This is a genomic window from Streptomyces coelicoflavus, assembly GCF_003112555.1.
In the GTDB taxonomy this organism is placed as follows: Bacteria; Actinomycetota; Actinomycetes; order Streptomycetales; family Streptomycetaceae; genus Streptomyces; species Streptomyces coelicoflavus.
On the sequence record NZ_BEWB01000002.1, the window covers coordinates 754,787 to 775,246 of the forward strand.

Sequence of the window (20,460 nt, forward strand, 5' to 3'; positions counted from 1 at the left end):
CCTATCGCCCGGCGGTGGTGCGGGCGGGGCGCTCCACTCCGAACTCGTAGACCACCTCGCGGTACCGGTCCGGGACGACCATGTCCGCCGTCTCCACGGGGCGACGCACGGTGTCGTACATGGTCCGTTCGATCAGGAGGACGAGGTCCCCCGGGCTGATGCCGAGCAGGTTCGCCTGCTCCCGGGTGGCGCGGGCCGGGCGCGGCACCTCGACGACCGTGTCGACGACGATCCCGAGGGAACGCATCCGCTCGACCACCCCCTGGCCAGCCAGGGGCCCGGACTCGGGCAGCGCGACCGGGGTCCCCTTGGTGAGGGCCAGAGGCTCCCAGGACTCGGAGAGCTGGACGGGCTGCCCGCCGGCGAGGAACTCGTACCGCGTGGTGACGCAGAGGTCGCCGGGCGCGATGCCCAGCCGCTCGGCGATCCCCTCCGGCGCGGGGACGCCCACCCGGCTGTCCGCGTCCCAGGCGTCGGCCCCGCCCCGCTCCCGCGCGTCGGCGCCGCGAGGACGCCCGCCCGCCCGCTCCCGGTGCCGCGAGCGGACCAGACGCAGGCGCTCACGCGGGCTGCGGACGTACGTGCCCGAGCCCGCACGCCCTTCGAGGAGCCCGTCGACGACCAGCCGGTCCACCGCCCGCTGTACGACGTTGCGCCCGACCCCGTACTCCTCGGCGAGCCGCGCCCGCGACGGCAGCCGCGCCCCGGTCTCCCACTCTCCGGCGAGAACCCGCGTCCGCAGCACGTCGGCCAGTGCGAGGTAGGGCGCCTGACGGGACATGGGTGGACCTCCGGTCGCTTCCGGTCGTTTCGGGGATGCCGGAAAGCTACTGCACGGCCCGAAAGCTGATGGAGCAGCATGCGCGTCAAGCGGCCTCCGTCCGTGTATACGTCGACGTATACTGCGGGCATGAGTGATGCGATGATCCGGGTCCCGGCCGAGGTGCGGGACCGGTTGGCAGTGATCGCGGAGGCGCAGGGGACGTCTATTCGATCCCTGGTGCAGGAGTTCGCGGAGTCGACGCTGACGGAGGAAGAGCGCCTGGAGCGCGCCGAGCGGACGCGCGCCTACCTGGCCGAGAACTTCGGGGTCGAGGTGGACGACGAAGAGAGCGCGGTGATGGGACGCAGGCTCCGGGAGGCCTTTGCCGGGCAGCAGAGTGATGCCGCGTGATCCTGCACCACTTGGTCCTCGACACGCCCACGCTCGTGGCGCTGTCGGGCAATCGGCAGGTGTCCGCTCTCGTCCACCGGGCGAACTTCGAGACGGAGACCCGTTTGTGGGTGCCGGCCCTTTCCGTTCTGGAGGCGGAGAGCGAGCTTCTCGGCATCGCCGAACACGTCGGGCAGTTGGACGTGATGCACACCGTCGACCTCGACTACCCGGCAGTGCTCGCGATCGCAGAGCTGAGCCGTGACGGCGTGCCGCCAGGGATCGGCGCGGCGATCCACGCGGCTCGGCACCTGCCCGAGTGGGGCGCGGACGCGCTGATCGCCACGGTGGCTACGAAGGCGTACGAGGGGCGGGGCCTGCCCGTACTGGACCTGAACCGCTGACGCCGGTCCAGTACCAGCCGTTGGACTGCCAGAAGCTCCACGTGTCGCAGGCGCTGCCGTAGCGGTGGCCCGTCCGTCGGCTGGACGCCGCCTACGAAGCCGCTTCGTAGGTGAAGCGGCTCACGTGGGGCGGCTCACCCCGTCGCCCTTCTCGAACGTGACCGGCGCCTCGAAGGCCGCCCTGCGGGTCGCGCGGCGCAGGGCCTTGAGGAGCGGGGTGCCGAGGGCCAGGGTCAGGACGACCGTCATGGCGGCGCGGCCCCCGTCCCAGCCCAGCGACGTGGCCAGGCAGTAGGAGAGGAAGCGGGCCAGGTTGTCCGCGATCGACGCGTCCGGGTCGAAGGCGATGTTCGAGGCGAGGGTGTTCATGAACGTCCAGCCCGCCAGGTTCATCACCGTGCCGTAGGCGAAGGCCGCCAGGAAGCCGTACGCCGCCAGCATCAGCAGCTCCGCGCGCCCGCGCAGCCGGTCCGGGCCCGGCAGCAGGCCCGCGCCCATCGTGAACCAGCCCATCGCCAGCATCTGGAACGGCATCCACGGCCCCACCCCGCCCGTCAGCAGCGCGGACGCGAACATCGTGATCGAGCCGAGCACGAAGCCGAAACCGGGGCCCAGGACCCGGCCGCTGAGGACCATGAGGAAGAACATCGGCTCCAGGCCCGCCGTCCCCGCGCCGATGGGACGCAGGGCCGCGCCCGCCGCCGCCAGCACGCCGAGCATGGCCACGGCCTTCGGACCGAGGCCCGACTCCGAGATCGTCGCCGCCACCACCGCCACCAGCAGCACCAGCACGCCCGCGAACAGCCACGGCGCGTCCTGCGCGTGCGCGTTCAGCGACGCGTCCGGCGGGGCCAGGAAGGGCCACCCGAAGCCCGCCACGCCCACCGCGCTGACCAGGATCAGCGCGGCGACCGAGCGCGGGCCCAGGCGCACGGCGCGGGCCTGGCGCTGGGGAGGGGTGCCGCCGGTCATGCCAGGGCCTCCCGCACCTGCGCGACCGTCAGCCACTTGCGCGGCGCCAGCACCTTCGCGACCTGCGGGGCGTACGACGGGGAGGCCACCACCACGTCCGCCGCCGGGCCGTCGGCGATGACCTCGCCCTCGGCGAGCAGCACCACGCGGTGGGCCAGCTCGGCGGCCAGTTCCACGTCGTGCGTGGCCAGCACGATCGCGTGGCCCTCGGCGGCCAGGGCGCGCAGGATGCCGGCCAGGCGGGCCTTCGCCGCGTAGTCCAGGCCGCGCGTCGGCTCGTCCAGGAGGAGGAGCGGCGGGCGGGCGGTCAGGACGACGGACAGGGCGAGGGTGAGGCGCTGGCCCTCCGAGAGGTCCCGGGGGTGGGTGTCGTCCGTGATGCCGGGGAGCAGGTCCGACAGCAGCGCGCGGCAGGTGCCGGGCGCCGCCTCCGCGTCCCGGTCGGCTGCCGCGCACTCGGCGGCGACCGTGTCGGCGTACAGCAGGTCGCGCGGCTCCTGCGGGACCAGGCCGACCCGGCGTACGAGGTCGCGGGGGGCCGTGCGGTGCGGTACGGCGTCGCCGGTCCGGACCGAACCGGCGGACGGTTCGACCAGGCCGACCAGCGCGGACAGCAGGGTGGACTTTCCGGCGCCGTTGCGGCCCATCAGGGCGACCGTCTCGCCGGGGGAGACGGTCAGGTCGACGTGGCGCAGGGCCTGGACGCGGTCGCGGCGCACGGCGAGGGAGCGGACCTCGGCGGCGTAGGGGGTGGGCGCCGGGGGAGTCTCCGGGTGCTTCCTGCGGCGGCGCCAACGGGAGGTGACGGGGCGCCGGGCGGGCGGCGCGGGGAGCGTGGCGGACGGTGACGGGGTGCGGTCCGGGATCTCCCGGCCGGCCAGGCGCTCGCGCAGGGGCGCGGCCCGGCGGCGGGCGTCCCGGATCGTCAGCGGCAGCGGGGACCAGCCCGCCAGCCTGCCCAGGTCCACCACCGGCGGGTACACCGGGGACACGGCCATCACGTCCGCCGGGGCGCCGAGGAGCGGTGCCTCGCCGGGGGCCGGGAGCAGGACGACCTGATCGGCGTACTGGATGACCCGCTCCAGGCGGTGCTCGGCCATCAGGACGGTCGTACCGAGGTCGTGGACCAGGCGCTGGAGGACGGCCAGGACCTCCTCGGCGGCGGCGGGGTCCAGGGCGGAGGTCGGCTCGTCCAGGACCAGGACCTCGGGGTGCGGGGTGAGCACCGAGCCGATGGCGACCCGCTGCTGCTGTCCGCCGGAGAGCGTGGCGATCGGGCGGGAGCGCAGGTCGGACAGGCCCAGCAGGTCCAGCGTCTCCTCGACGCGGCGGCGCATCACGTCCGGGGCGAGACCGAGGGACTCCATGCCGTAGGCCAGCTCGTCCTCGACGGTGTCCGTCACGAAGTGGGACAGCGGGTCCTGGCCGACCGTGCCGACCACGTCGGCGAGTTCGCGCGGCTTGTGGGTGCGGGTGTCGCGGCCGGCCACGGTGACCCGGCCGCGCAGGGTGCCGCCGGTGAAGTGCGGGACCAGACCGCCGACCGCGCCGAGCACGGTGGACTTGCCGACGCCTGAGGGGCCCGCGAGCAGGACGAGTTCGCCTTCCGGCACCTCGAAGTCGACGCCCCGGACGGTGGGTTCGGCCGCACCGTCGTACGTGACCGACACGTCCTCGAAGCGGATCACGACGGCTCCTTGGTGGATACGGGGTCAGGCGCGGGGGTGACGAACGCCGGGAGCAGGCCGACGAGTACGGCCGCCGCGGGCCAGAGCGGGAGGGTGGGCGCGGTCAGCGGGATCACGCCCGGGTGCAGCGCCGCCGGGTCGCGGGCGGCGGCGAGGAGGAGCAGGGCGGCGACCGTCGCGCCGGACGCGGTCACCAGCCAGGCGCGGGCGTCCCAGCGGTCCGGGCGGTAGCGGGTGCGGACCGTGCGCCGGCCGCCGAGCCACAGGCCCGCGACGGCGGCGGCGACACCGGCCAGGAGCACGGGGATGCCGTACGTGCCGCCCGCGGCGGTCAGCAGCCCGTACGTGCCGGCGCAGACGCCGAGCAGGCCGCCCAGGGTGAGGGCGGCGGTCGTACGGCGGACACGGGCGGGGACCTGGGCGGTACGGCCGTAGCCGCGGGCGTCCATCGCGGCGGCGAGGGCGACGGAGCGTTCCAGGGCGCCCTCCAGGACGGGGAGCCCCACCTGGAGCAGGCCGCGTACGCCCCGGTCCGGGCGGCCGCGCAGGCGGCGGGCGGCGCGCAGGCGGTGGACGTCGGCGATGAGGTTCGGCGCGAAGGTGAGGGCGACGACGACCGCGACACCCATCTCGTACAGGGCGCCGGGGAGGGACTTGAGGAGGCGGGAGGGGTTGGCGAGGGCGTTCGCGGCGCCGACGCAGATGAGGAGGGTGGCGAGCTTCATCGCGTCGTACAGCGCGAAGGTGAGGCCCTCCGCGGTGACCCGGCCGCCGAGGCGGATGCCCTGCGCCCAGTCGGGGAGGGGGACTTCGGGGAGGGTGAGGAGGGTGTGGGTGCCGGGGATGGGGGAGCCGAGGAGGGTGGTGAACAGGAGGCGGACGAGGAGGACGGCGAGGGCGAGTTTGACGAAGGCGCCGTAGGAGCGGGACCAGGGGGCGTGGGGGCGGCGGGTGACGACGACGTACGCGGAGACGGCGACGAGGAGGGCGAGGAGGAGGGGGTTGGTGGTGCGGGTGGCGGCGGTGCCGAGGGCCAGGGCCCAGAGCCACCAGGCGCCGGGGTGCAGGGCGCCCCGGCGCTGGTGGCGGGCGGGGGTGGGGGCGCTTGCCGGCGCGTGCAGGGTGCCGCCTGCGCCCACCCGTGCCGCCCCAGCGGCACGACTGCCCGCAGGGACAGCGGGTTCAGCGGGTTGCATTCCTGCGCCGCCTTGCCTGCCAGGCGCCTGTGGCGGCCAGGGTGGCGATCACCGCCACGCCCGCGATGAGGCCGACCGAGGGGCCCCCGTCGTCCGAGGTGTCCTTCTGCTCCGGGGTGGTTGTGGTCCCCTGCTTCTCCTGTTCCTCCTGCTCCTGCGACACCTGCTCCCCGCAGCCCGACTTCGGGTAGCCCGCGATCGCGCACAGGAGGGCGTTGGTGTTGTAGCGGAGGGGGCCGGCGACGGCGGCCAGGGCGTCGGCCGTCGTGGCGTCGGGGGAGAGCTGGGCGCAGGCGGTGCGCGGGGCGGGCGGGGTCTCGCCGGACGGGGCGTCGGGGGCCGTGCCGAAGTCGAGGACCAGCGCCACCCGCTTGCTGCCCTCCTCGGCCGGTGTCTTCGCGCAGATCGACGCGAAGTCCGCGGTGCCGCGCGGCTGGGCCGCGTCGCCCGAGTTCTCGCTCACCGCGAAACGGAAGCCCTGCACGTCGCCGTCGGAGGGGCGGACCATGGACGGGCCCTGGGTGGCGTAGACCCACTTCCCGCCGTCGCGGTCCCAGAAGGACCAGTAGCGGTATCCGGCGGCCTGCGCCTGGCCCGCGCTCCCGATCAGGAGGAACGCGGCCAGGAAGAGGAGGACGAGGCGGCGGCGGGTCACGGCTGCTGCTTCTTGTTGCGGTTGCTCAGCAGGAAACCGACGCCGATGCCGAAGACGAGGCAGACGCCGACGAACCACCAGACACCGAAGGGGGAGTCGTCGTCCTTCTTCTCCGCCTCGTCCGCGTCGCTCGCGGTGGCCGTGTCCTTGGCGGTCGTGCCCTGCGGAGCGGGTCCCGTCGCGTTCAGCTTCTCCACCAGGTCCGTGCCGCCGAAGGCGCGCGGGTCGGTGCCCGTGGCGTGGGCGGCGAAGATCAGCTGGGCGTAGGCGGCGGGGCCGCTCTCCGCGGCCCACTTGGCGGCGTTCTTCTCCAGCCAGGCCAGCGGCTCGGCCGCCCGGTCGGCGCCGCCCTGCGCGGCGAGGGCGACGACGGCGTCGGCGGTGTTGCCGTAGTCGGGCTGGTCGGCGGAGCCGCCGAGGGCGGAGACGAGGTGGCCGTCCTTGGCGAGGGCATCGGCGAGGTGGGCGGCACCGTTGGCGGCGGCCTGCTCGCGGGTCGGCTCGCCCGCGTCGGAGCAGGTGGCCGCCTTGGCCTTCGCGCCGGATCCGGCCTCGGTGACCAGGCCCTTGCCGAGCGAGCCGAGGACACCGGCGGCGGTGGCGTCCGCGTTGGGGAGCAGCTTGCCGTCCTTGTCGGGCTGGAAGGCGAAGGCGCCCGCGCCCTTGTCCTTCGCGCAGGGCAGGGCGAACGTCAGCAGGGCGTCGTAGGGGGACTTGCCGCCCTTGCGGACGTCCTCGGGGTTCGTCTCCGTGGCGGTCAGGGCGCCGATGACGACGGAGGTGGAGTTGGCGTCGCTGGGGGTGCCGGGGCTGTAGCCCCAGCCGCCGTCCTCGTTCTGCACGGACTTCAGCCAGCCGAGGGCGTCCTCGACGACGTCGCCGTGCCCGCCGACGGCCCACAGGGCCTGGACGGCGGCGGCCGTGCTGTTGGTGTCGACCATGGTCTTGGCGTCGCAGGCCTTGGCGGGGTCGGCGCGGAAGGGTCCGAAGGAGCCGTTCGCGCACTGCTGCTCCGTGAGCCACTTCACGGCCTTGGAGGACGGGACGACGCCCGCGGTGTCCTGCGCGAGCAGCGCGAGGGACTGGCGCCAGACACCGTCGTACTGCGGGTCCGTGGTCCCGTACAGCCCGGACGGTCCGCTCTTGGACGAGGAGGAGGACGGCGACGGATCGGCGGCGACCGCGGGCGCGGTGGCGGCGCCGATCACGGCTATGGCGGCCAGAGCCGCGGCGCTGCTGCGACGGCGGACGTTCATGATCGGCGGGTGCCTTTCCCTGTGCGGGGCCTGGCAGCACGGGGCACCCCCGGCGGCTCGGCCCGTATGCCTCGACGGTGCCCGTGCGCCGGCGGGCGCCGGGCACGTGAGCCGGTCACATCCGCGCGGGGCAGTCCGGCTCACCGTCCACCGGCCCCGGGCGGGCTCGGCGGGCGGCTCACGGTTGCGGGTCAGCGCCGGAATTGCACCGGCTTCCCCCCGTACGGGTGATGACGACGCCGCCACTTTACCCGCCCACCGGGCCGGGGCCGAGGGGCGGCCGGGAGGGAGGGAGCGGCCGGGAGGCGGTGGCGGCCGGGCCGGGCGGCCGCGCTCAGGGGCGCGCCGCCCGCTCTCCCGGGCCGGCGTCCGTCAGGTCGATCAGGCGGCAGACCGTTTCGATGTCCACCCGTACCTGGGCGAGGGAGGTGCGGCCGGCGAGCCAGGTGATCAGGGTGGAGAGCCAGGTGTGCTCGACGACCCGGACCGCGGAGAGCTGCTCCGGGGTCGGGTTGTCCAGGCCGCCCATCGCGTCCAGGATGATCGCCGTCGTCTGCCGGGAGACCTGGTCGACCTCCGGGGAGACGCTGCGGTCGGCGAAGGTCAGGGCGCGGGCCATCGCCTCGGCCAGCCTGGGTTCGCGCTGAAGTGCGCCGAAGGCCCGCATCAGGGTCTGCGCCACCCGGTCGGCCGCCGTCTCGCCGGTGGGCGGGCTCTTGCGCAGGGTGCCGTGCAGCCGCTCCAGTTGGTCGTGCATCGTCGCGACGAGCAGGTGGACCTTGGAGGGGAAGTAGCGGTACAGGGTGCCGAGGGCCACCTGCGAGGACTCCGCGACCTCGCGCATCTGCACCGCCTCGAAGCCGCCCCGGCAGGCCAGCTGGGCGGTCGCGTGCAGGATGCGGCCGCGGCGCTCCCGCTGCCGCTCGGTGAGGGGCGGGGTGGTGGCACGATGCGCCGGGCCCGGCGCCTGTGTCGCCCGCTCGTCCGCCTCGGTCACCCGCTCCCCCTCCCGCCGTGCTCCCGTCGTGCTCCCGCCGTGGCGTGAATCACCTGATCCACTCGTCACAGCCCGGCTACCTGCCGGTAGATTCGAAGCCGCTGACGATCAAGTCTGAAACTTGTTCTAGATTAACCTCCCGACGTAGTGTCGCGGGACAGCGCAGCGAGAAGGGGGCCCAGAGTGACCGCCGAGGCCAGTCAGACGGGTCCCCGTCCGGAACCCGCAGCCGACGGCTTGCCACCGCTGCGCATCGCACTCCTCACCTACAAGGGGAACCCGTTCTGCGGCGGCCAGGGCGTCTACGTCCGCCACCTCTCCCGCGAACTGGCCCGCCTCGGCCACCGCGTCGAGGTCATCGGCGCCCAGCCCTACCCCGTCCTGGACGAGGGGCCCCTCGTCGGCGACCGGCTCTCCCTCACCGAGCTGCCCAGCCTCGACCTCTACCGCCAGCCCGACCCCTTCCGCACCCCGAAGCGGGGCGAGTACCGGGACTGGATCGACGCGCTCGAGGTCGGCACCATGTGGACCGGCGGCTTCCCGGAGCCGCTCACGTTCTCGCTGCGCGCCCGGCGCCATCTGCGCGCCCGCCGCGGCGACTTCGACGTCGTGCACGACAACCAGACCCTCGGGTACGGGCTGTTGGGGGACGTGGGCGCGCCGCTCGTCACCACCATCCACCACCCCATCACCGTCGACCGGCAACTGGAGCTGGATGCCGCCGACAGCCGCAAGCGCCGCTACTCCGTGCGCCGTTGGTACGCCTTCACCCGGATGCAGAAGCGCGTCGCACGCCGCCTGCCCTCCGTGCTCACCGTCTCCGGCACCTCCCGCCAGGAGATCGTCGACCACCTCGGCGTCCGGGACGACCGCATCCACGTCGTCCACATCGGCGCCGACACCGACCTGTTCTCGCCCGACCCGTCGGTGCCGCGGGTGCCGGGCCGGATCGTGACCACGTCCAGCGCCGACGTGCCGCTCAAGGGCCTGGTCTTCCTCGTCGAGGCGCTGGCCAAGGCGCGCACCGAGCACCCCCGGGCCCACCTCGTCGTCGTCGGCAAGCGGCCCGCCGAGGGACCCGTCGCGCAGGCGATCGAGCGGTACGGCCTCGACGGCGCCGTCGAGTTCGTCAAGGGCATCTCCGACGCCGAACTGGTCGACCTCGTGCGGTCGGCGGAGGTCGCGTGCGTGCCGTCGCTGTACGAGGGGTTCTCGCTGCCCGCCGCCGAGGCCATGGCCACCGGCACCGCCCTGCTCGCCACCACCGGCGGCGCCGTCCCCGAGGTCGCCGGACCCGACGGGGAGACCTGCCTCGCGGTGCCGCCGGGCGACGCGGACGCGCTGGCCGCCGGGCTGAACCGGCTGCTCGGCGAGCGCGAACTGCGGGCCAGACTCGGCGCGGCCGGACGCGAACGGGTCCTGAAGCACTTCACCTGGGCCCGCGCCGCCGAGGGCACGGTCGCCCGCTACCGGGAGGCCATCGGCCCCGCCCCCACCGCCACCCCGAGGATCGTGCCCGCGACCCCGACCACCAGTGACACCGGCGTCTACCCCGAAAGCAGGGCCACGTGCTGACCGTCGACTTCTCCCGGTTCCCGCTCGCCCCGGGCGACCGCGTCCTGGACCTCGGCTGCGGCGCCGGGCGGCACGCGTTCGAGTGCTACCGGCGCGGGGCCCAGGTCGTCGCGCTGGACCAGAACGCCGAGGAGATCCGCGAGGTCGCCAAGTGGTTCGCGGCGATGAAGGAGGCCGGCGAGGCCCCGGCCGGCGCCACCGCCACCGCCATGGAGGGCGACGCGCTGGCCCTGCCCTTCCCCGACGCCTCCTTCGACGTCGTCATCATCTCCGAGGTGATGGAACACATCCACGACGACAAGGGCGTCCTCGCCGAGATGGTCCGCGTCCTCAGGCCCGGCGGCCGCATCGCGATCACCGTGCCGCGCTACGGCCCCGAGAAGGTCTGCTGGACCCTCTCCGACGCCTACCACGAGGTCGAGGGCGGCCACATCCGCATCTACCGCGCCGACCAGCTCCTCGAGCGCATCCGCGAGGCCGGCCTCAAGCCGTACGGCACCCACCACGCGCACGCGCTGCACTCGCCGTACTGGTGGCTGAAGTGCGCGTTCGGCGTCGACAACGACAAGGCGCTGCCGGTGCGCGCGTACCACAAGCTGCTGGTGTGGGACATCATGAAGAAGCCACTGGCGACCCGGGTCGCCGAGCAGGCGCTGAACCCGCTGATCGGCAAGAGCTTCGTGGCCTACGCCACCAAGCCGCACCTGCCGCCGGTGGACGCCGCGTGACGACCCCGCGCTCGCCCCGCACCCCCCGTACCGAACACCTCGTCCTGCCCGGCGTCCTCACCGACGCCGAGGCCGCCGCGACCGTCCGCGGCATCCTCGCCGTACAGCGCGCGGACGGAGCCATCCCCTGGTTCCGCGGGCACCACCTCGACCCGTGGGACCACGTCGAGGCCGCGATGGCCCTGGACACGGCCGACGAGCACGAGGCCGCCGAGCGGGCCTACACGTGGCTGGCCCGGCACCAGAACCCGGACGGCTCCTGGTACGCGGCCTACGCCGACGGGGACTTCGCCGACGTCACCGACCGCGGCCGCGAGACCAACTTCGTCGCCTACGTCGCCGTCGGCGTCTGGCACCACTACCTCGCCACCGGCGACGACACCTTCCTGGACCGGATGTGGCCCGTCGTCCACGCGGCCGTCGAGTTCGTGCTGCGCCTCCAGCAGCCCGGCGGACAGATCGGCTGGCGCCAGGGCGACGACGGCACCGACACCACCGACGCCCTGCTGACCGGCAGTTCCTCGATCCACCACGCCCTGCGCTGCGCGCTCGCCATCGCCGAGCAGCGCGAAGAGCCGCAGCCCGACTGGGAGCTGGCGGCCGGTGCGCTGCGGCACGCCATCCGCCGCCACCCGGAACGGTTCCTGGACAAGGGCCGCTACTCGATGGACTGGTACTACCCCGTCCTCGGCGGCGCGCTGACCGGCACGGAGGCCAGGAGCCGCCTCACGGAGAGCTGGGACCGGTTCGTGGTCCCCGGCCTCGGGGTGCGCTGCGTCGTCCCCAACCCGTGGGTGACCGGCGGCGAGTCGGCCGAACTCGCGCTCGCCCTGTGGGCGGTGGGCGAGTCCGACCACGCACTGGAGATCCTCCAGTCCATCCAGCACCTGCGGGACGCGGACAGCGGCCTGTACTGGACGGGCTACGTCTTCGACGACGACGCGATCTGGCCCCGCGAACTGACCACCTGGACGGCCGGCTCCCTGCTCCTCGCCGTCGCCGCGCTCGGCGGCCACGAGGCCACCTGCCAGGTCTTCGCGGGCGACCGGCTGCCCAGGGGACTGGACCCGGACTGCTGCGTCTGAGCGGCGGACCGGCGGACCGGCGGTCAGTGACGGCCGAGGCGGTTGGCGACGGCGTGGCCGACGAAGAGGTAGACGACCGCGGCCAGACCGTAGCCGGCGACGACCCGGGCCCACGCCTCGTCGAACGTGAAGAGGTCGTGCGACCAGCCCGCCAGCCAACTGGCCGCGTCATGGACGAACCGCACCAGGTCGTTGGCCCGGTTGGCGTCCAACAGGTACATCAGGATCCACAGGCCGAGGATGAAGGCCATGATGTCCGCGACGATCGCGACGGCCCTGCCCGCGGAGTTCGAACCGCTGTATCTGGACATGCCTTCCGTATGGCCGCCCGAGCCCGAAGGAAACCTGTACACCGACGGCCCCCCACCCGGAACCGAGTCCGGACGGGGGGCCGTTGAGGCTTCTGCGGCGTCGGAGTGATCAGCCGCGCTGGATGCCCGAGGTGTCCTGGAGGACGCCGCGGCGGCCGTCCTGGGTCTGGGCGACCAGGTTGGCGCCGCGCTGCTCGACGGCCAGGTACCAGGTGCCCGGCGCCAGTTCGGCGATCGGCGTCGGCGAGCCGTCCTCCGCGAACAGCGGACGCGGCACCGGCACGGCGAACCAGAACGGGGAGAAGTCCCCGGCCGGCTGCGCCTGCGCCTGCTGCGGCGCCTGCGGCTGAGCGGCCTGCGGCTGCCCCGGCTGCGGCTGGCCACCGAAAGACGGACCGGGCTGACCCGGCTGACCCGGGTGACCGGGCTGGCCGCCGTACGGCTGCTGCTGGGCGCCCGGGTAGCCGTAACCACCCTGGGGCTGGCCGCCGTAGGGCTGCGGCGCGGCCGGACGGGCGGCCGGGATCAGGGAGCCCTTGAGGGCGGGGACCAGCGGGGTGGCCACGGCCGCGGCGGCCATGACCAGCGTGGCGACGAGGGCGAGGATCAGGCCCATGCCGAGGTCGGGACCGTCGGAGCCACCGCCGACGTTGTCGACGCCGCTCGCGGGGTCGAAGACGTTGCCGAGCGCGCTCCAGGCAGCGAAGATCGTGAACGCGATGCCCAGCTGGCCCAGGTCGAGACCCGCGACCTTCTTGGGCTGCGGCAGCCCTCGGGCCACCACGATCAGCGCGGCGCCGATGATGCCCGCCAGGACGACGCCGAGCACGACGGGCCCGCTGCCCCACAGGTTCGGCAGTTCGAGACTGTCGGGGGCGTCCTTGACGGAGTAGAGGCCGAGGAACGACGCGATCAACAGCAACACCGCTGCTCCGATCACCACGCCGTCGCCTCGAGTGAGGGAGCGGATATTCACTTCAGGTCCTTCGTAGGTCGTCTCGTCGTCGGTAGAGGCGTCGCTGTCACGATGGCGCCGAAAGGTTCCGGTGTGAAGCGCGGGGGTGGCCCCTCATCGTACGGACGACACTATCGTCCGGACCTCGGGGCTGTCCGCAGGGATCGGGACGACCGGCGCTACCCGCGCAGGAAACTCACAATCCCCTCAGACATCCCCTCCGCCGCCTTCTGCCGCCAACTGCCGCTGGTCAGCAGCGCCGCGTCCTTGCCGTCCCGCATGTTGCCGCACTCGATGAACACCTTGGGAACCGTTGACAGATTGAGACCGCCCAGGTCCGTACGCGTGACCAGGCCGGTGCCCTCGCCGAGGTAGTTGGACGGCGCGCTGCCCGTGACGCGCACGAAGTTGCCCGCGACGCGCTGGCCCAGTTCGGCGGAGGGCGCCACGATGGCGCGGGTGTCGGCGGCGCCCTTGTGCACCGCGCCCGGCATGATCACGTGGAAGCCGCGGTTGCCGGCCCCCGACCCGTCGGCGTGGATCGAGATCGCCGCGTCCGCGTGCGCCTCGTTGCCGATTCGGGCCCGCTCGTCCACGCACGGACCGAACGCACGGTCGCCGTCCTGAGTCAGCTTCACGGTCGCGCCCTGCGCCTCCAGCAGGGTGCGCAGCCGGTGGGCCACGTCGAGGGTGAACTTCGCCTCGGGCCAGCCCGCGTTGGTGGCCGTGCCGGTCGTGTCGCACTCCTTCCAGTGCGTGCCGACGTTCACCTTGCGGTTGATCTCGGACGCGTGCTGGAAGTTGGCGGGGTTGTGGCCCGGGTCGATGACGACGACCTTGCCCTTGAGGGGGCCCGAGGCGGCGGGCCGGGAGGCGGACGGCTGCTTCGACGTGGGCGCGGGCGACGAACCCGCGGGCTTCTTGCCGTCGTCGTCGCCGGGCGACGCGGGAGCACTGGAGGAGGGAGGCAGCGACGACGGCGCCGCCGACGTCCGTACGGCGCCCGCGCGGTCGGCGCCGCCTCCGTCGCCGTCGTCCGGGCCGCCGACCGCCGCGTACACCCCCCACCCGAGCAGCGCCCCGGGCACGAGCGCGGCGACCGCCACGGTCAGGGGGCGGCGCAGCGGGGAGCGGCGGCGCTGGGGCGGTTCGAAGTCCGGGCCTGTGTACGACACGTCAGCGACTCTAACCGCGCCTTCGGATCCCCGTGCCGGTTCGCCGCAGGACGCGCAGCGAGTCGGTCACCGAGACCTCGGTGAACGCGCCGGACTCCAGCGCCCTGAGATAGACGCGGTACGGGGCCTGGCCGGTGAACTCGTCGGCCGGGTCCGGGAAGACGTCGTGGATGACCAGCAGGCCGCCGTCGGCCACGTGCGGGGCCCAGCCCTCGTAGTCGGCGTTCGCGTGCTCGTCGGTGTGGCCGCCGTCGACGAAGACGAGTCCGAGGGGGGAGTTCCAGAACGCGGCGACCTGCGGGGAGCGGCCGACGAGGGCGACCACGTGCTCCTCCAGACCGGCCCGGTGCAGGATGCGGCGGAAGGCGGGCAGGGTGTCCATCACGCCCAGCTCCGGGTCGACCGTCTCCGGGTCGTGGTAGTCCCAGCCCGGCTGCTGCTCCTCGCTGCCCCGGTGGTGGTCGACCGTGAGCGCGGTGACCCCGGCCCGGCGGGCCGCGTCGGCGAGCAGCACGGTGGAACGCCCGCAGTACGTGCCGACCTCCAGCAGCGGCAGCCCGAGCCCGCCCGCCTCGACGGCGGCGGCGTACAGCGCGCGGCCCTCGTGCGCGGGCATGAACCCCTTCGCGGCCTCGAAGGCGGCCAGGACGTCGGGGGAGGGGGCGGGGAGGGAGCCGGGGGCCGCGGTCATGGGGGCCTTTCGCTGGTCGTACGGGGTGTGCGGCGGCCCATGCTGCCGTACCCCCCGCCGCGCGGTGCGACAGGGGGTACGGGTCCGGGACGGCAGAGGGTCAGGCCGGGACGGTCTCGCCCGGCAGGGACAGGTCCAGGTCGACCGGGCGGTCGCCGCCGTGGGTCGCCGCGTGGGCGAGCGGGGGGTGGCCCGCGGCGCGGGCGGCCAGGACGTACGGGCCCTGTGCGGGCACGGCGAGGGCGTAGCTGCCGTCGCCCGCGGAGAGGGTCGCGCCGGCCTGCCGTCCGTGCCGGTCGATCAGCGTGACCTTGGCGCGGGCGACGGGCGCGCCGTCGGCGGCCAGCACCCGGCCGCGGAAGCCGTGCGGCGGCTGCCCGGCCCCGGCGAGCGCCCGCTCGGCGCGGGCCAGGTTGGCGTCCTCCTCGCTGCTCGCCCGCAGCTGCGAGACCCCGGCCGGGCTGCGGCGCGGGAGGAAGAAGGCCAGCACCAGGCCGACGGCGACGGCGCCGGCCGCGATGAGGAAGGAGACGCGGAAGCCGTGCATGGTCGGGACGGCGACGCCGCCGACGACGTTCGACGTGTTGGCGAGCACCATGCCGATGACGGCGCTCGACACCGACGTACCGATGGACCGCATCAGGGTGTTGAGGCCGTTGGCCGCGCCCGTCTCCGAGGCCGGGACCGCGCCGATGATCAGCGCGGGCAGGGAGGAGTAGGCGAGGCCGATGCCCGCGCCGATCAGCACCGAGGTGACGACGGTCTGCCAGGCGGCGTTCATCAGGCCGAGACCGCCGGCGTAACCGACACCGATGATCAGCAGGCCGATGATGAGGGTGGTGCGGGGGCCGTAGCGGGCGGACAGGCGGGCGTAGACCGGCGCGGTGAACATCATCGTCAGGCCCAGCGGGGCCACGCACAGGCCCGCGACGACCATCGACTGCCCGAGGCCGTAGCCGGTCTCGGAGGGCAACTGGAGCAGCTGCGGCAGGACGAGGGAGATGACGAAGAAGGAGACGCCGACCATGATCGAGGCGAGGTTGGTGAGCAGGACCTCACGGCGGGCCGTGGTGCGCAGGTCGACCAGCGGGGCCGCGACGCGCAGCTCCATCAGACCCCACAGGAGCAGCACCACGACGGCGGCGGCGAACAGGCCGAGCGTGGTCGGTGACGACCAGCCCCAGTCGCTGCCCTTGCTGACCGGCAGCAGGAAGAGGATCAGGCCGGCGGACAGACCCAGCGCGCCCGGCAGGTCGAAGGTGCCCTTGGCGCGCAGCGGGGACTCCGGCACGACCAGCAGGGTCAGCGCGATGGACAGGACACCGAGGCCGGCGGCGCCGAAGTAGAGGGCGTGCCAGTCGGTGTTCTGCGCGACCAGGGCCGCGGCGGGCAGCGCCAGGCCGCCGCCGACGCCGATCGAGGAGCTCATCAGCGCCATCGCCGAGCCGAGCCGCTCACGGGGCAGCATGTCGCGCATCAGACCGATGCCGAGGGGTATCGCGCCCATCGCGAAGCCCTGGAGGGTGCGGCCCACGATCATCGGGACCAGGGCGTCGGTGAGCGCGCTGAGCAGCGCGCCCACGACCATCACCGACAGGCTGGCGATCAGCATGCGGCGCTTGCCGAACAGGTCGCCGAGCCGGCCCATGATCGGCGTGGCCACGGCTCCGGACAGGAGCGTGGAGGTCAGGACCCAGGTGGCGTTGCTGGGTGAGGTGTCGAGAAGTCGGGGCAGGTCCTTGATGACCGGGACCAGCAGGGTCTGCATCACCGCGACGACGATGCCCGCGAACGCGAGCACCGGGACGGTGGCCCTGCTCGCTTGCCGCACGGGCTCGTCGGTCGTCGTGTGGGACATGGGGTGGGGCCTCCAGGCCGGGAGTCGGTGGATGCGCGGATCTTGGGTGTGTGCAGGATGAACCTCGTGCGCCGGGGCAACTATTCCGTTGCTTCGAGTCCCTAACTAATTCTTGACCTTCTCTTGGGACCGCGCCTACACGCGGTTCACCGGCCGGTCGCCTACGTCTCGGGTCCTAGGACGGGTCGGCGGCGGGTGCGACCAAAAACCGATGCAAGGGGCAGAGCGGACTTGAGACCATGACACCCATGCCCGAAGCCACCGCCCCCGCCGCCGCCACCTCCGCACGCCCCATATCCCCGCGACGCACGCCGCCGACCTGGCTGGTCGTGGCCATCGCCTGCGCCGGACAGTTCCTGGTCGTGCTCGACGTGTCCGTCGTCAACGTCGCCCTGCCCTCGATGCGGACGGACCTCGGGCTCAGTGCCCAGGGCCTCCAGTGGGTGGTCAACGCCTACGCCATCGCCTTCGCCGGGTTCATGCTGCTCGGCGGGCGGGCCGGCGACCTGTACGGACGCAAGCTGATGTTCCTGGTCGGGCTCGGGCTCTTCACGCTGGCCTCGCTGGGCGGCGGACTCGCCCAGGAGGGCTGGCAGCTGCTGGCGGCGCGGGCCGTGCAGGGCCTCGGCGCGGCCGTACTCGCCCCCTCGACGCTGACGCTCCTGACCGCCGCGGTGCCGGAGGGCGCGGCCCGGGCCCGCGCGATCGCGACCTGGACCGCCGTGGGCGCGGGCGGCGGTGCCGCGGGCGGTCTGGTGGGCGGTGTCCTGGTGGACGGGCTGTCCTGGCGCTGGGTGCTGCTGATCAACGTGCCGGTGGGCGCGGTCGTGCTGGCCGGCGCCCTGCTGTGGCTGACCGAGAGCCGGGGCGGCGAGCGCCGCCGCCTCGACCTGCCGGGCGCGCTGCTGGTGACCGCCGGGCTCGCCACACTCGCCTACGGCATCTCGCAGACCGAGTCCGAGGGATGGGCCGCGGGCGCGACACTGGTGCCGCTGCTGGCCGGCCTCGCGCTGCTCGGGCTCTTCCTCCTCGTGGAGGCGCGGACGGCGGCCCCGCTGATGCCCCTCGGCCTGCTGCGGCTGCGGTCGGTGGCGTCGGCGAACGTGGCGATGCTGGTGTCCGGCTCGTCGATGTTCTCGATGTGGTTCTTCATGACCCTGTACGCGCAGAACGTCCTCGGCTACTCCCCGCTGGAGGCCGGTCTCGCCCTGGTGCCCAGCTCCCTCGCCGTCATCCTCGGCTCGAAGGCCGCCCCGCGGTTCCTGCCGGTGCTCGGCGCGCGCAACGTGGCCGTGCTCGGCACACTCGTCGCCGCGGTCGGCTTCGGCTGGCAGTCGACGATGACCGCGGACGGCGGCTATGTGACCGCGATCATGATTCCCGGCGTGCTGATGATGCTGGGCGCGGGCCTGGCCGCGACCCCGCTGGCCTCGCTCGCCATCTCCGGCGCGGCCCCCGGGGACGCCGGACTGGTCTCCGGGCTGATCAACACCTCCCGGACGATGGGCGGTTCGCTGGGCCTCGCGGTGATGGCGACGATCGCGGCGTCCCGGTCGGGCGGCGAGGAGCACGCCGGCCCGGTGGCCCTGACGGACGGCTACGCCCTGGTCTTCCGCACGGCGACGGCGGTCCTGGTCGCGGCGGCCGTACTGATGTGGACGTGGCTGCCGAAGACCCGCACGAGGGACTGAGCGCGCAGAGGTCTGAACGCGCCCGAAGGGGAGCGCCCCGAAGGGGCGCCTCCTGAGGGGCGCGGGGCTGCATCCATTTGCGGCTCCGCCGCGGGGCGCGAGCAACCCCCACCGGCCCGCGGCCGACGCACCACCCCAGTTCAAACCCACCCCCGCTGCCGAGCCGCGCGCAGCGCCTCCGCCCGGTTGCGCGTCCCCGTCTTGCCGATCGCGGCGGACAGATAGTTCCGGACGGTCGACTCGGACAGATGCAGCACCGCGGCCACGTCCGCGACCGTCGCCCCGTCCGCCGAGGCCCGCAGCACGTCGCACTCCCGGCCGGTGAGCGGACTGGGACCCGCACTGAGCGCGGCCGCGGCGAGCGCCGGGTCGACGACCGTCTCCCCGGCCAGCACCCGGCGGATCGCGCCGGCCAGCTCCTCCACCGGGCCGTCCTTCACCAGGAAGCCGGCGGCGCCCGCGTCCATGGCCCGCCTGAGGTACCCGGGGCGGCCGAACGTCGTCAGGATCAGCACCCGGCAGCCGGGCACCCGCTCCCGCAGCTCGGCGGCGGCGTCCAGGCCGCTCAGGCCCGGCAGTTCGATGTCGAGGAGGGCGATGTCGGGGCGGTGCGTCAGCGCGGCGTCGACGATCTCGTCCCCGGCCGCCACCTGCGCGACCACCTCGATGTCCTCCTCCATCCCGAGCAGCAGCGCGAGCGCGCCCCGCATCATGCCCTGGTCCTCGGCGAGGAGGACACGGACGGGGTGGGCGCGCGGCGTCTCGTCGGTCACGGGGGCAAGAGTAGGACGCGGCGCCAGGGGGTGTCGTTTCTCCTAGGCCGGTGCGCCCACCGGCCGTTCCTCCGCCCGCACCGGAAGCTCCGCCGTCACCGAGAAGCCGCCCCGCGGCTCCGCCCCCGCCGTGAGCGAACCGCCCGCCGTGGCGAGGCGTTCCGTGAGGCCGGTCAGGCCCGTGCCCGGCCCCCGGGTGGGGCCCGCCACGCCCGTGCCGTCGTCCGTGACCGTCAGCCGGACCCGGTCCGCGCCGCCCCGGACCGCGATCTCGCAGCGGCTCGCCCCGCTGTGCCGTACGACGTTGGTGACCGCCTCCCGCACCACCCACCCCAGCAGCGCCTCGGTCTGCGGCGGCAGCGGCGGGCCCGTGCGGCGGACCACCGCCTCCACGTCCGCGGCGTCCAGCACCGAACGGGCCCGGTCCAGTTCGGTGCCCAGGCTGCCCTCCCGGTAGCCGGTGACCGCCTCGCGGATCTCGGTCAGCGCCTGGCGGCCGACCGACTCGATGTCCGTGACCTGGGTCAGCGCGGCGTCCAGGTCCCGGGGTGCCAGCCGGCGGGCGGCCTCCGACTTGACCACGATCACCGACAGCGTGTGCCCCAGCAGGTCGTGCAGGTCCCGCGAGAACCGCAGCCGCTCCTCCGCCACCGCCCGGGTGGCCAGTTCCTCCCGGGCGGCCCGCAGTTGCCGTACGGCGTCGGACAGGCTCAGGATCGCGGCCGTCACCATCGTCGAGAGGAAGGTCCCGTAGGCGATGTTCAGGCCGTTCCAGCCGTCCTTGACGCCGGCCACGGCACCCGCCACCACCGTCAGCGACCAGCCCCACCGGCCCAGCCACGGGCCGCGCAGGGCCGCCCCCGCGGCGAGGCCGAGCAGCGGGAAGAACAGCAGCCAGCTGCCGCCGTACGCCAGCGCCAGCGCACAGGTCACCACCGCCATGGCGGCCAGCGCCAGCCGCGTGTTCAGCGACTCGCGCAAGGTCTTGTGGAACGAGCGGAAGGCGACGTGGATGTAGAGCGAGTTGAAGACGATCAGCCCCGCGCCGCCGATCCAGGGGTTGGCGCTGTTCCCCTGGAAGATGTTCGCCAGGCTGCCCAGGCCCATCAGCAGCCACGGCAGCAGGGTGAATCCGGTCGGCGGCGGGCCGACGCGCTCCGGCCGTTCGCCGCCCTGGGCCGGTTCGGATTCGGGCTCGGGCTGCCGTGCCAGCTGCCACGCGTCCAGGCGGTGCGAGATCCTGCGCAGCCGCCCTCGGGTCCCGGTCATGGCTGTCGGCTTCCTTCCGCTCGGGCGC

At 74.0% G+C, this 20,460-nt stretch carries 20 protein-coding genes; 6 read left to right on the forward strand and 14 right to left on the reverse strand.

The features are described 5' to 3' along the window. Position 1 precedes the first annotated feature (1 nt). Entirely contained in the window at positions 2–781 is a 780-nt protein-coding gene (locus Sco07f_RS03480) for a GntR family transcriptional regulator (protein WP_108986891.1), read from the reverse strand. A 129-nt stretch (positions 782–910) separates the two neighbouring features. Between Sco07f_RS03480 and Sco07f_RS03485 the strand changes: the two genes are divergently transcribed. After that, a complete protein-coding gene (locus Sco07f_RS03485) occupies positions 911–1,174 on the forward strand; it encodes a hypothetical protein (protein ID WP_108987082.1) in 264 nt (87 codons plus the stop codon). Further along, positions 1,171–1,557: a PIN domain-containing protein gene (locus Sco07f_RS03490; protein ID WP_108986892.1), complete on the forward strand. Its 387-nt coding sequence runs from the start codon at positions 1,171–1,173 to the stop codon at positions 1,555–1,557. Before Sco07f_RS03485 ends, Sco07f_RS03490 begins: the two co-directional genes overlap by 4 nt. 120 nt (positions 1,558–1,677) lie before the next feature. On the opposite strand, the gene Sco07f_RS03495 is transcribed toward Sco07f_RS03490, so the two are convergent. From Sco07f_RS03495 to Sco07f_RS03520, 6 genes are all read right to left on the reverse strand, one after another. Continuing rightward, complete coding sequence (locus Sco07f_RS03495; RefSeq protein ID WP_108986893.1) at positions 1,678–2,529, reverse strand: ECF transporter S component; 852 nt, start codon at positions 2,527–2,529, stop codon at positions 1,678–1,680. Further along, positions 2,526–4,217, reverse strand: coding sequence for an ABC transporter ATP-binding protein (locus tag Sco07f_RS03500; protein ID WP_108986894.1), 1,692 nt, complete (start codon positions 4,215–4,217; stop codon positions 2,526–2,528). Before Sco07f_RS03500 ends, Sco07f_RS03495 begins: the two co-directional genes overlap by 4 nt. Next, positions 4,214–5,356 carry a CbiQ family ECF transporter T component gene (locus Sco07f_RS03505; RefSeq protein ID WP_108986895.1) on the reverse strand — a complete coding sequence of 381 codons (1,143 nt, stop codon included), beginning with the start codon at positions 5,354–5,356 and terminating at the stop codon, positions 4,214–4,216. The genes Sco07f_RS03500 and Sco07f_RS03505 overlap by 4 nt, the downstream gene beginning before the upstream one ends. Positions 5,357–5,399: 43 nt before the next feature. After that, positions 5,400–6,068: an SCO2322 family protein gene (locus Sco07f_RS03510; protein WP_108986896.1), complete on the reverse strand. Its 669-nt coding sequence runs from the start codon at positions 6,066–6,068 to the stop codon at positions 5,400–5,402. After that, complete coding sequence (locus Sco07f_RS03515; RefSeq protein WP_108986897.1) at positions 6,065–7,324, reverse strand: SCO2321 family membrane protein; 1,260 nt, start codon at positions 7,322–7,324, stop codon at positions 6,065–6,067. The genes Sco07f_RS03510 and Sco07f_RS03515 overlap by 4 nt, the downstream gene beginning before the upstream one ends. A 334-nt stretch (positions 7,325–7,658) precedes the next feature. Then, positions 7,659–8,321, reverse strand: a complete 663-nt coding sequence (locus Sco07f_RS03520) for a TetR family transcriptional regulator (protein WP_108986898.1) — start codon at positions 8,319–8,321, stop codon at positions 7,659–7,661. 183 nt (positions 8,322–8,504) lie between these two features. Here Sco07f_RS03520 and Sco07f_RS03525 point away from each other — a divergent pair, with 183 nt between their 5' ends. The 3 genes from Sco07f_RS03525 to Sco07f_RS03535 are packed head-to-tail and all read left to right on the forward strand — an operon-like array spanning position 8,505 to position 11,709. Then, positions 8,505–9,896 carry a glycosyltransferase family 4 protein gene (locus Sco07f_RS03525; RefSeq protein WP_007449066.1) on the forward strand — a complete coding sequence of 464 codons (1,392 nt, stop codon included), beginning with the start codon at positions 8,505–8,507 and terminating at the stop codon, positions 9,894–9,896. After that, positions 9,890–10,624 carry a class I SAM-dependent methyltransferase gene (locus Sco07f_RS03530; protein WP_007449064.1) on the forward strand — a complete coding sequence of 245 codons (735 nt, stop codon included), beginning with the start codon at positions 9,890–9,892 and terminating at the stop codon, positions 10,622–10,624. The genes Sco07f_RS03525 and Sco07f_RS03530 overlap by 7 nt, the downstream gene beginning before the upstream one ends. Further along, positions 10,621–11,709 (forward strand): prenyltransferase/squalene oxidase repeat-containing protein, encoded by a 1,089-nt coding sequence (locus Sco07f_RS03535; RefSeq protein WP_108986899.1) that lies wholly within the window; start codon positions 10,621–10,623, stop codon positions 11,707–11,709. Before Sco07f_RS03530 ends, Sco07f_RS03535 begins: the two co-directional genes overlap by 4 nt. Positions 11,710–11,732: 23 nt before the next feature. On the opposite strand, the gene Sco07f_RS03540 is transcribed toward Sco07f_RS03535, so the two are convergent. The 5 genes from Sco07f_RS03540 to Sco07f_RS03560 all read right to left on the reverse strand — a co-directional run bounded on the left by Sco07f_RS03540 (position 11,733) and on the right by Sco07f_RS03560 (position 16,699). Next, a complete protein-coding gene (locus Sco07f_RS03540) occupies positions 11,733–12,020 on the reverse strand; it encodes a hypothetical protein (RefSeq protein ID WP_007449077.1) in 288 nt (95 codons plus the stop codon). 109 nt (positions 12,021–12,129) lie between these two features. Further along, positions 12,130–12,996, reverse strand: a complete 867-nt coding sequence (locus Sco07f_RS03545; protein WP_108986900.1) for a DUF5336 domain-containing protein — start codon at positions 12,994–12,996, stop codon at positions 12,130–12,132. A gap of 158 nt (positions 12,997–13,154) precedes the next feature. Beyond that, positions 13,155–14,150 (reverse strand): N-acetylmuramoyl-L-alanine amidase, encoded by a 996-nt coding sequence (locus Sco07f_RS03550; RefSeq protein WP_108986901.1) that lies wholly within the window; start codon positions 14,148–14,150, stop codon positions 13,155–13,157. Between the two features lie 10 nt (positions 14,151–14,160). Further along, on the reverse strand, positions 14,161–14,841 hold the full coding sequence (locus Sco07f_RS03555; RefSeq protein WP_108986902.1) for a class I SAM-dependent methyltransferase: 681 nt from the start codon (positions 14,839–14,841) through the stop codon (positions 14,161–14,163). Positions 14,842–14,941: 100 nt separating this feature from the next. Beyond that, on the reverse strand, positions 14,942–16,699 hold the full coding sequence (locus tag Sco07f_RS03560) for an MFS transporter (RefSeq protein ID WP_108986903.1): 1,758 nt from the start codon (positions 16,697–16,699) through the stop codon (positions 14,942–14,944). A gap of 248 nt (positions 16,700–16,947) precedes the next feature. Here Sco07f_RS03560 and Sco07f_RS03565 point away from each other — a divergent pair, with 248 nt between their 5' ends. After that, on the forward strand, positions 16,948–18,390 hold the full coding sequence (locus Sco07f_RS03565; protein WP_042826054.1) for an MFS transporter: 1,443 nt from the start codon (positions 16,948–16,950) through the stop codon (positions 18,388–18,390). 140 nt (positions 18,391–18,530) lie between these two features. On the opposite strand, the gene Sco07f_RS03570 is transcribed toward Sco07f_RS03565, so the two are convergent. Both Sco07f_RS03570 and Sco07f_RS03575 read right to left on the reverse strand, forming a co-directional pair. After that, on the reverse strand, positions 18,531–19,103 hold the full coding sequence (locus Sco07f_RS03570; RefSeq protein ID WP_244941985.1) for a response regulator: 573 nt from the start codon (positions 19,101–19,103) through the stop codon (positions 18,531–18,533). A 102-nt stretch (positions 19,104–19,205) separates the two neighbouring features. Next, positions 19,206–20,432, reverse strand: a complete 1,227-nt coding sequence (locus Sco07f_RS03575; RefSeq protein ID WP_007449111.1) for a sensor histidine kinase — start codon at positions 20,430–20,432, stop codon at positions 19,206–19,208. Positions 20,433–20,460 lie beyond the last annotated feature (28 nt).

Excerpts from the sequence above, each read along its gene's own strand:
- Sco07f_RS03555 (WP_108986902.1), bottom strand. The coding sequence starts at position 14,841 with ATGACCGCGGCCCCCGGCTCCCTCCCCGCCCCCTCCCCCGACGTCCTG.
- Sco07f_RS03560 (WP_108986903.1), bottom strand. The coding sequence starts at position 16,699 with ATGTCCCACACGACGACCGACGAGCCCGTGCGGCAAGCGAGCAGGGCC.
- Sco07f_RS03485 (WP_108987082.1), top strand. The coding sequence starts at position 911 with ATGAGTGATGCGATGATCCGGGTCCCGGCCGAGGTGCGGGACCGGTTG.
- Sco07f_RS03480 (WP_108986891.1), bottom strand. The coding sequence starts at position 781 with ATGTCCCGTCAGGCGCCCTACCTCGCACTGGCCGACGTGCTGCGGACG.
- Sco07f_RS03570 (WP_244941985.1), bottom strand. The coding sequence starts at position 19,103 with ATGATGCGGGGCGCGCTCGCGCTGCTGCTCGGGATGGAGGAGGACATC.
- Sco07f_RS03575 (WP_007449111.1), bottom strand. The coding sequence starts at position 20,432 with ATGACCGGGACCCGAGGGCGGCTGCGCAGGATCTCGCACCGCCTGGAC.
- Sco07f_RS03565 (WP_042826054.1), top strand. The coding sequence starts at position 16,948 with ATGCCCGAAGCCACCGCCCCCGCCGCCGCCACCTCCGCACGCCCCATA.
- Sco07f_RS03495 (WP_108986893.1), bottom strand. The coding sequence starts at position 2,529 with ATGACCGGCGGCACCCCTCCCCAGCGCCAGGCCCGCGCCGTGCGCCTG.
- Sco07f_RS03515 (WP_108986897.1), bottom strand. The coding sequence starts at position 7,324 with ATGAACGTCCGCCGTCGCAGCAGCGCCGCGGCTCTGGCCGCCATAGCC.
- Sco07f_RS03540 (WP_007449077.1), bottom strand. The coding sequence starts at position 12,020 with ATGTCCAGATACAGCGGTTCGAACTCCGCGGGCAGGGCCGTCGCGATC.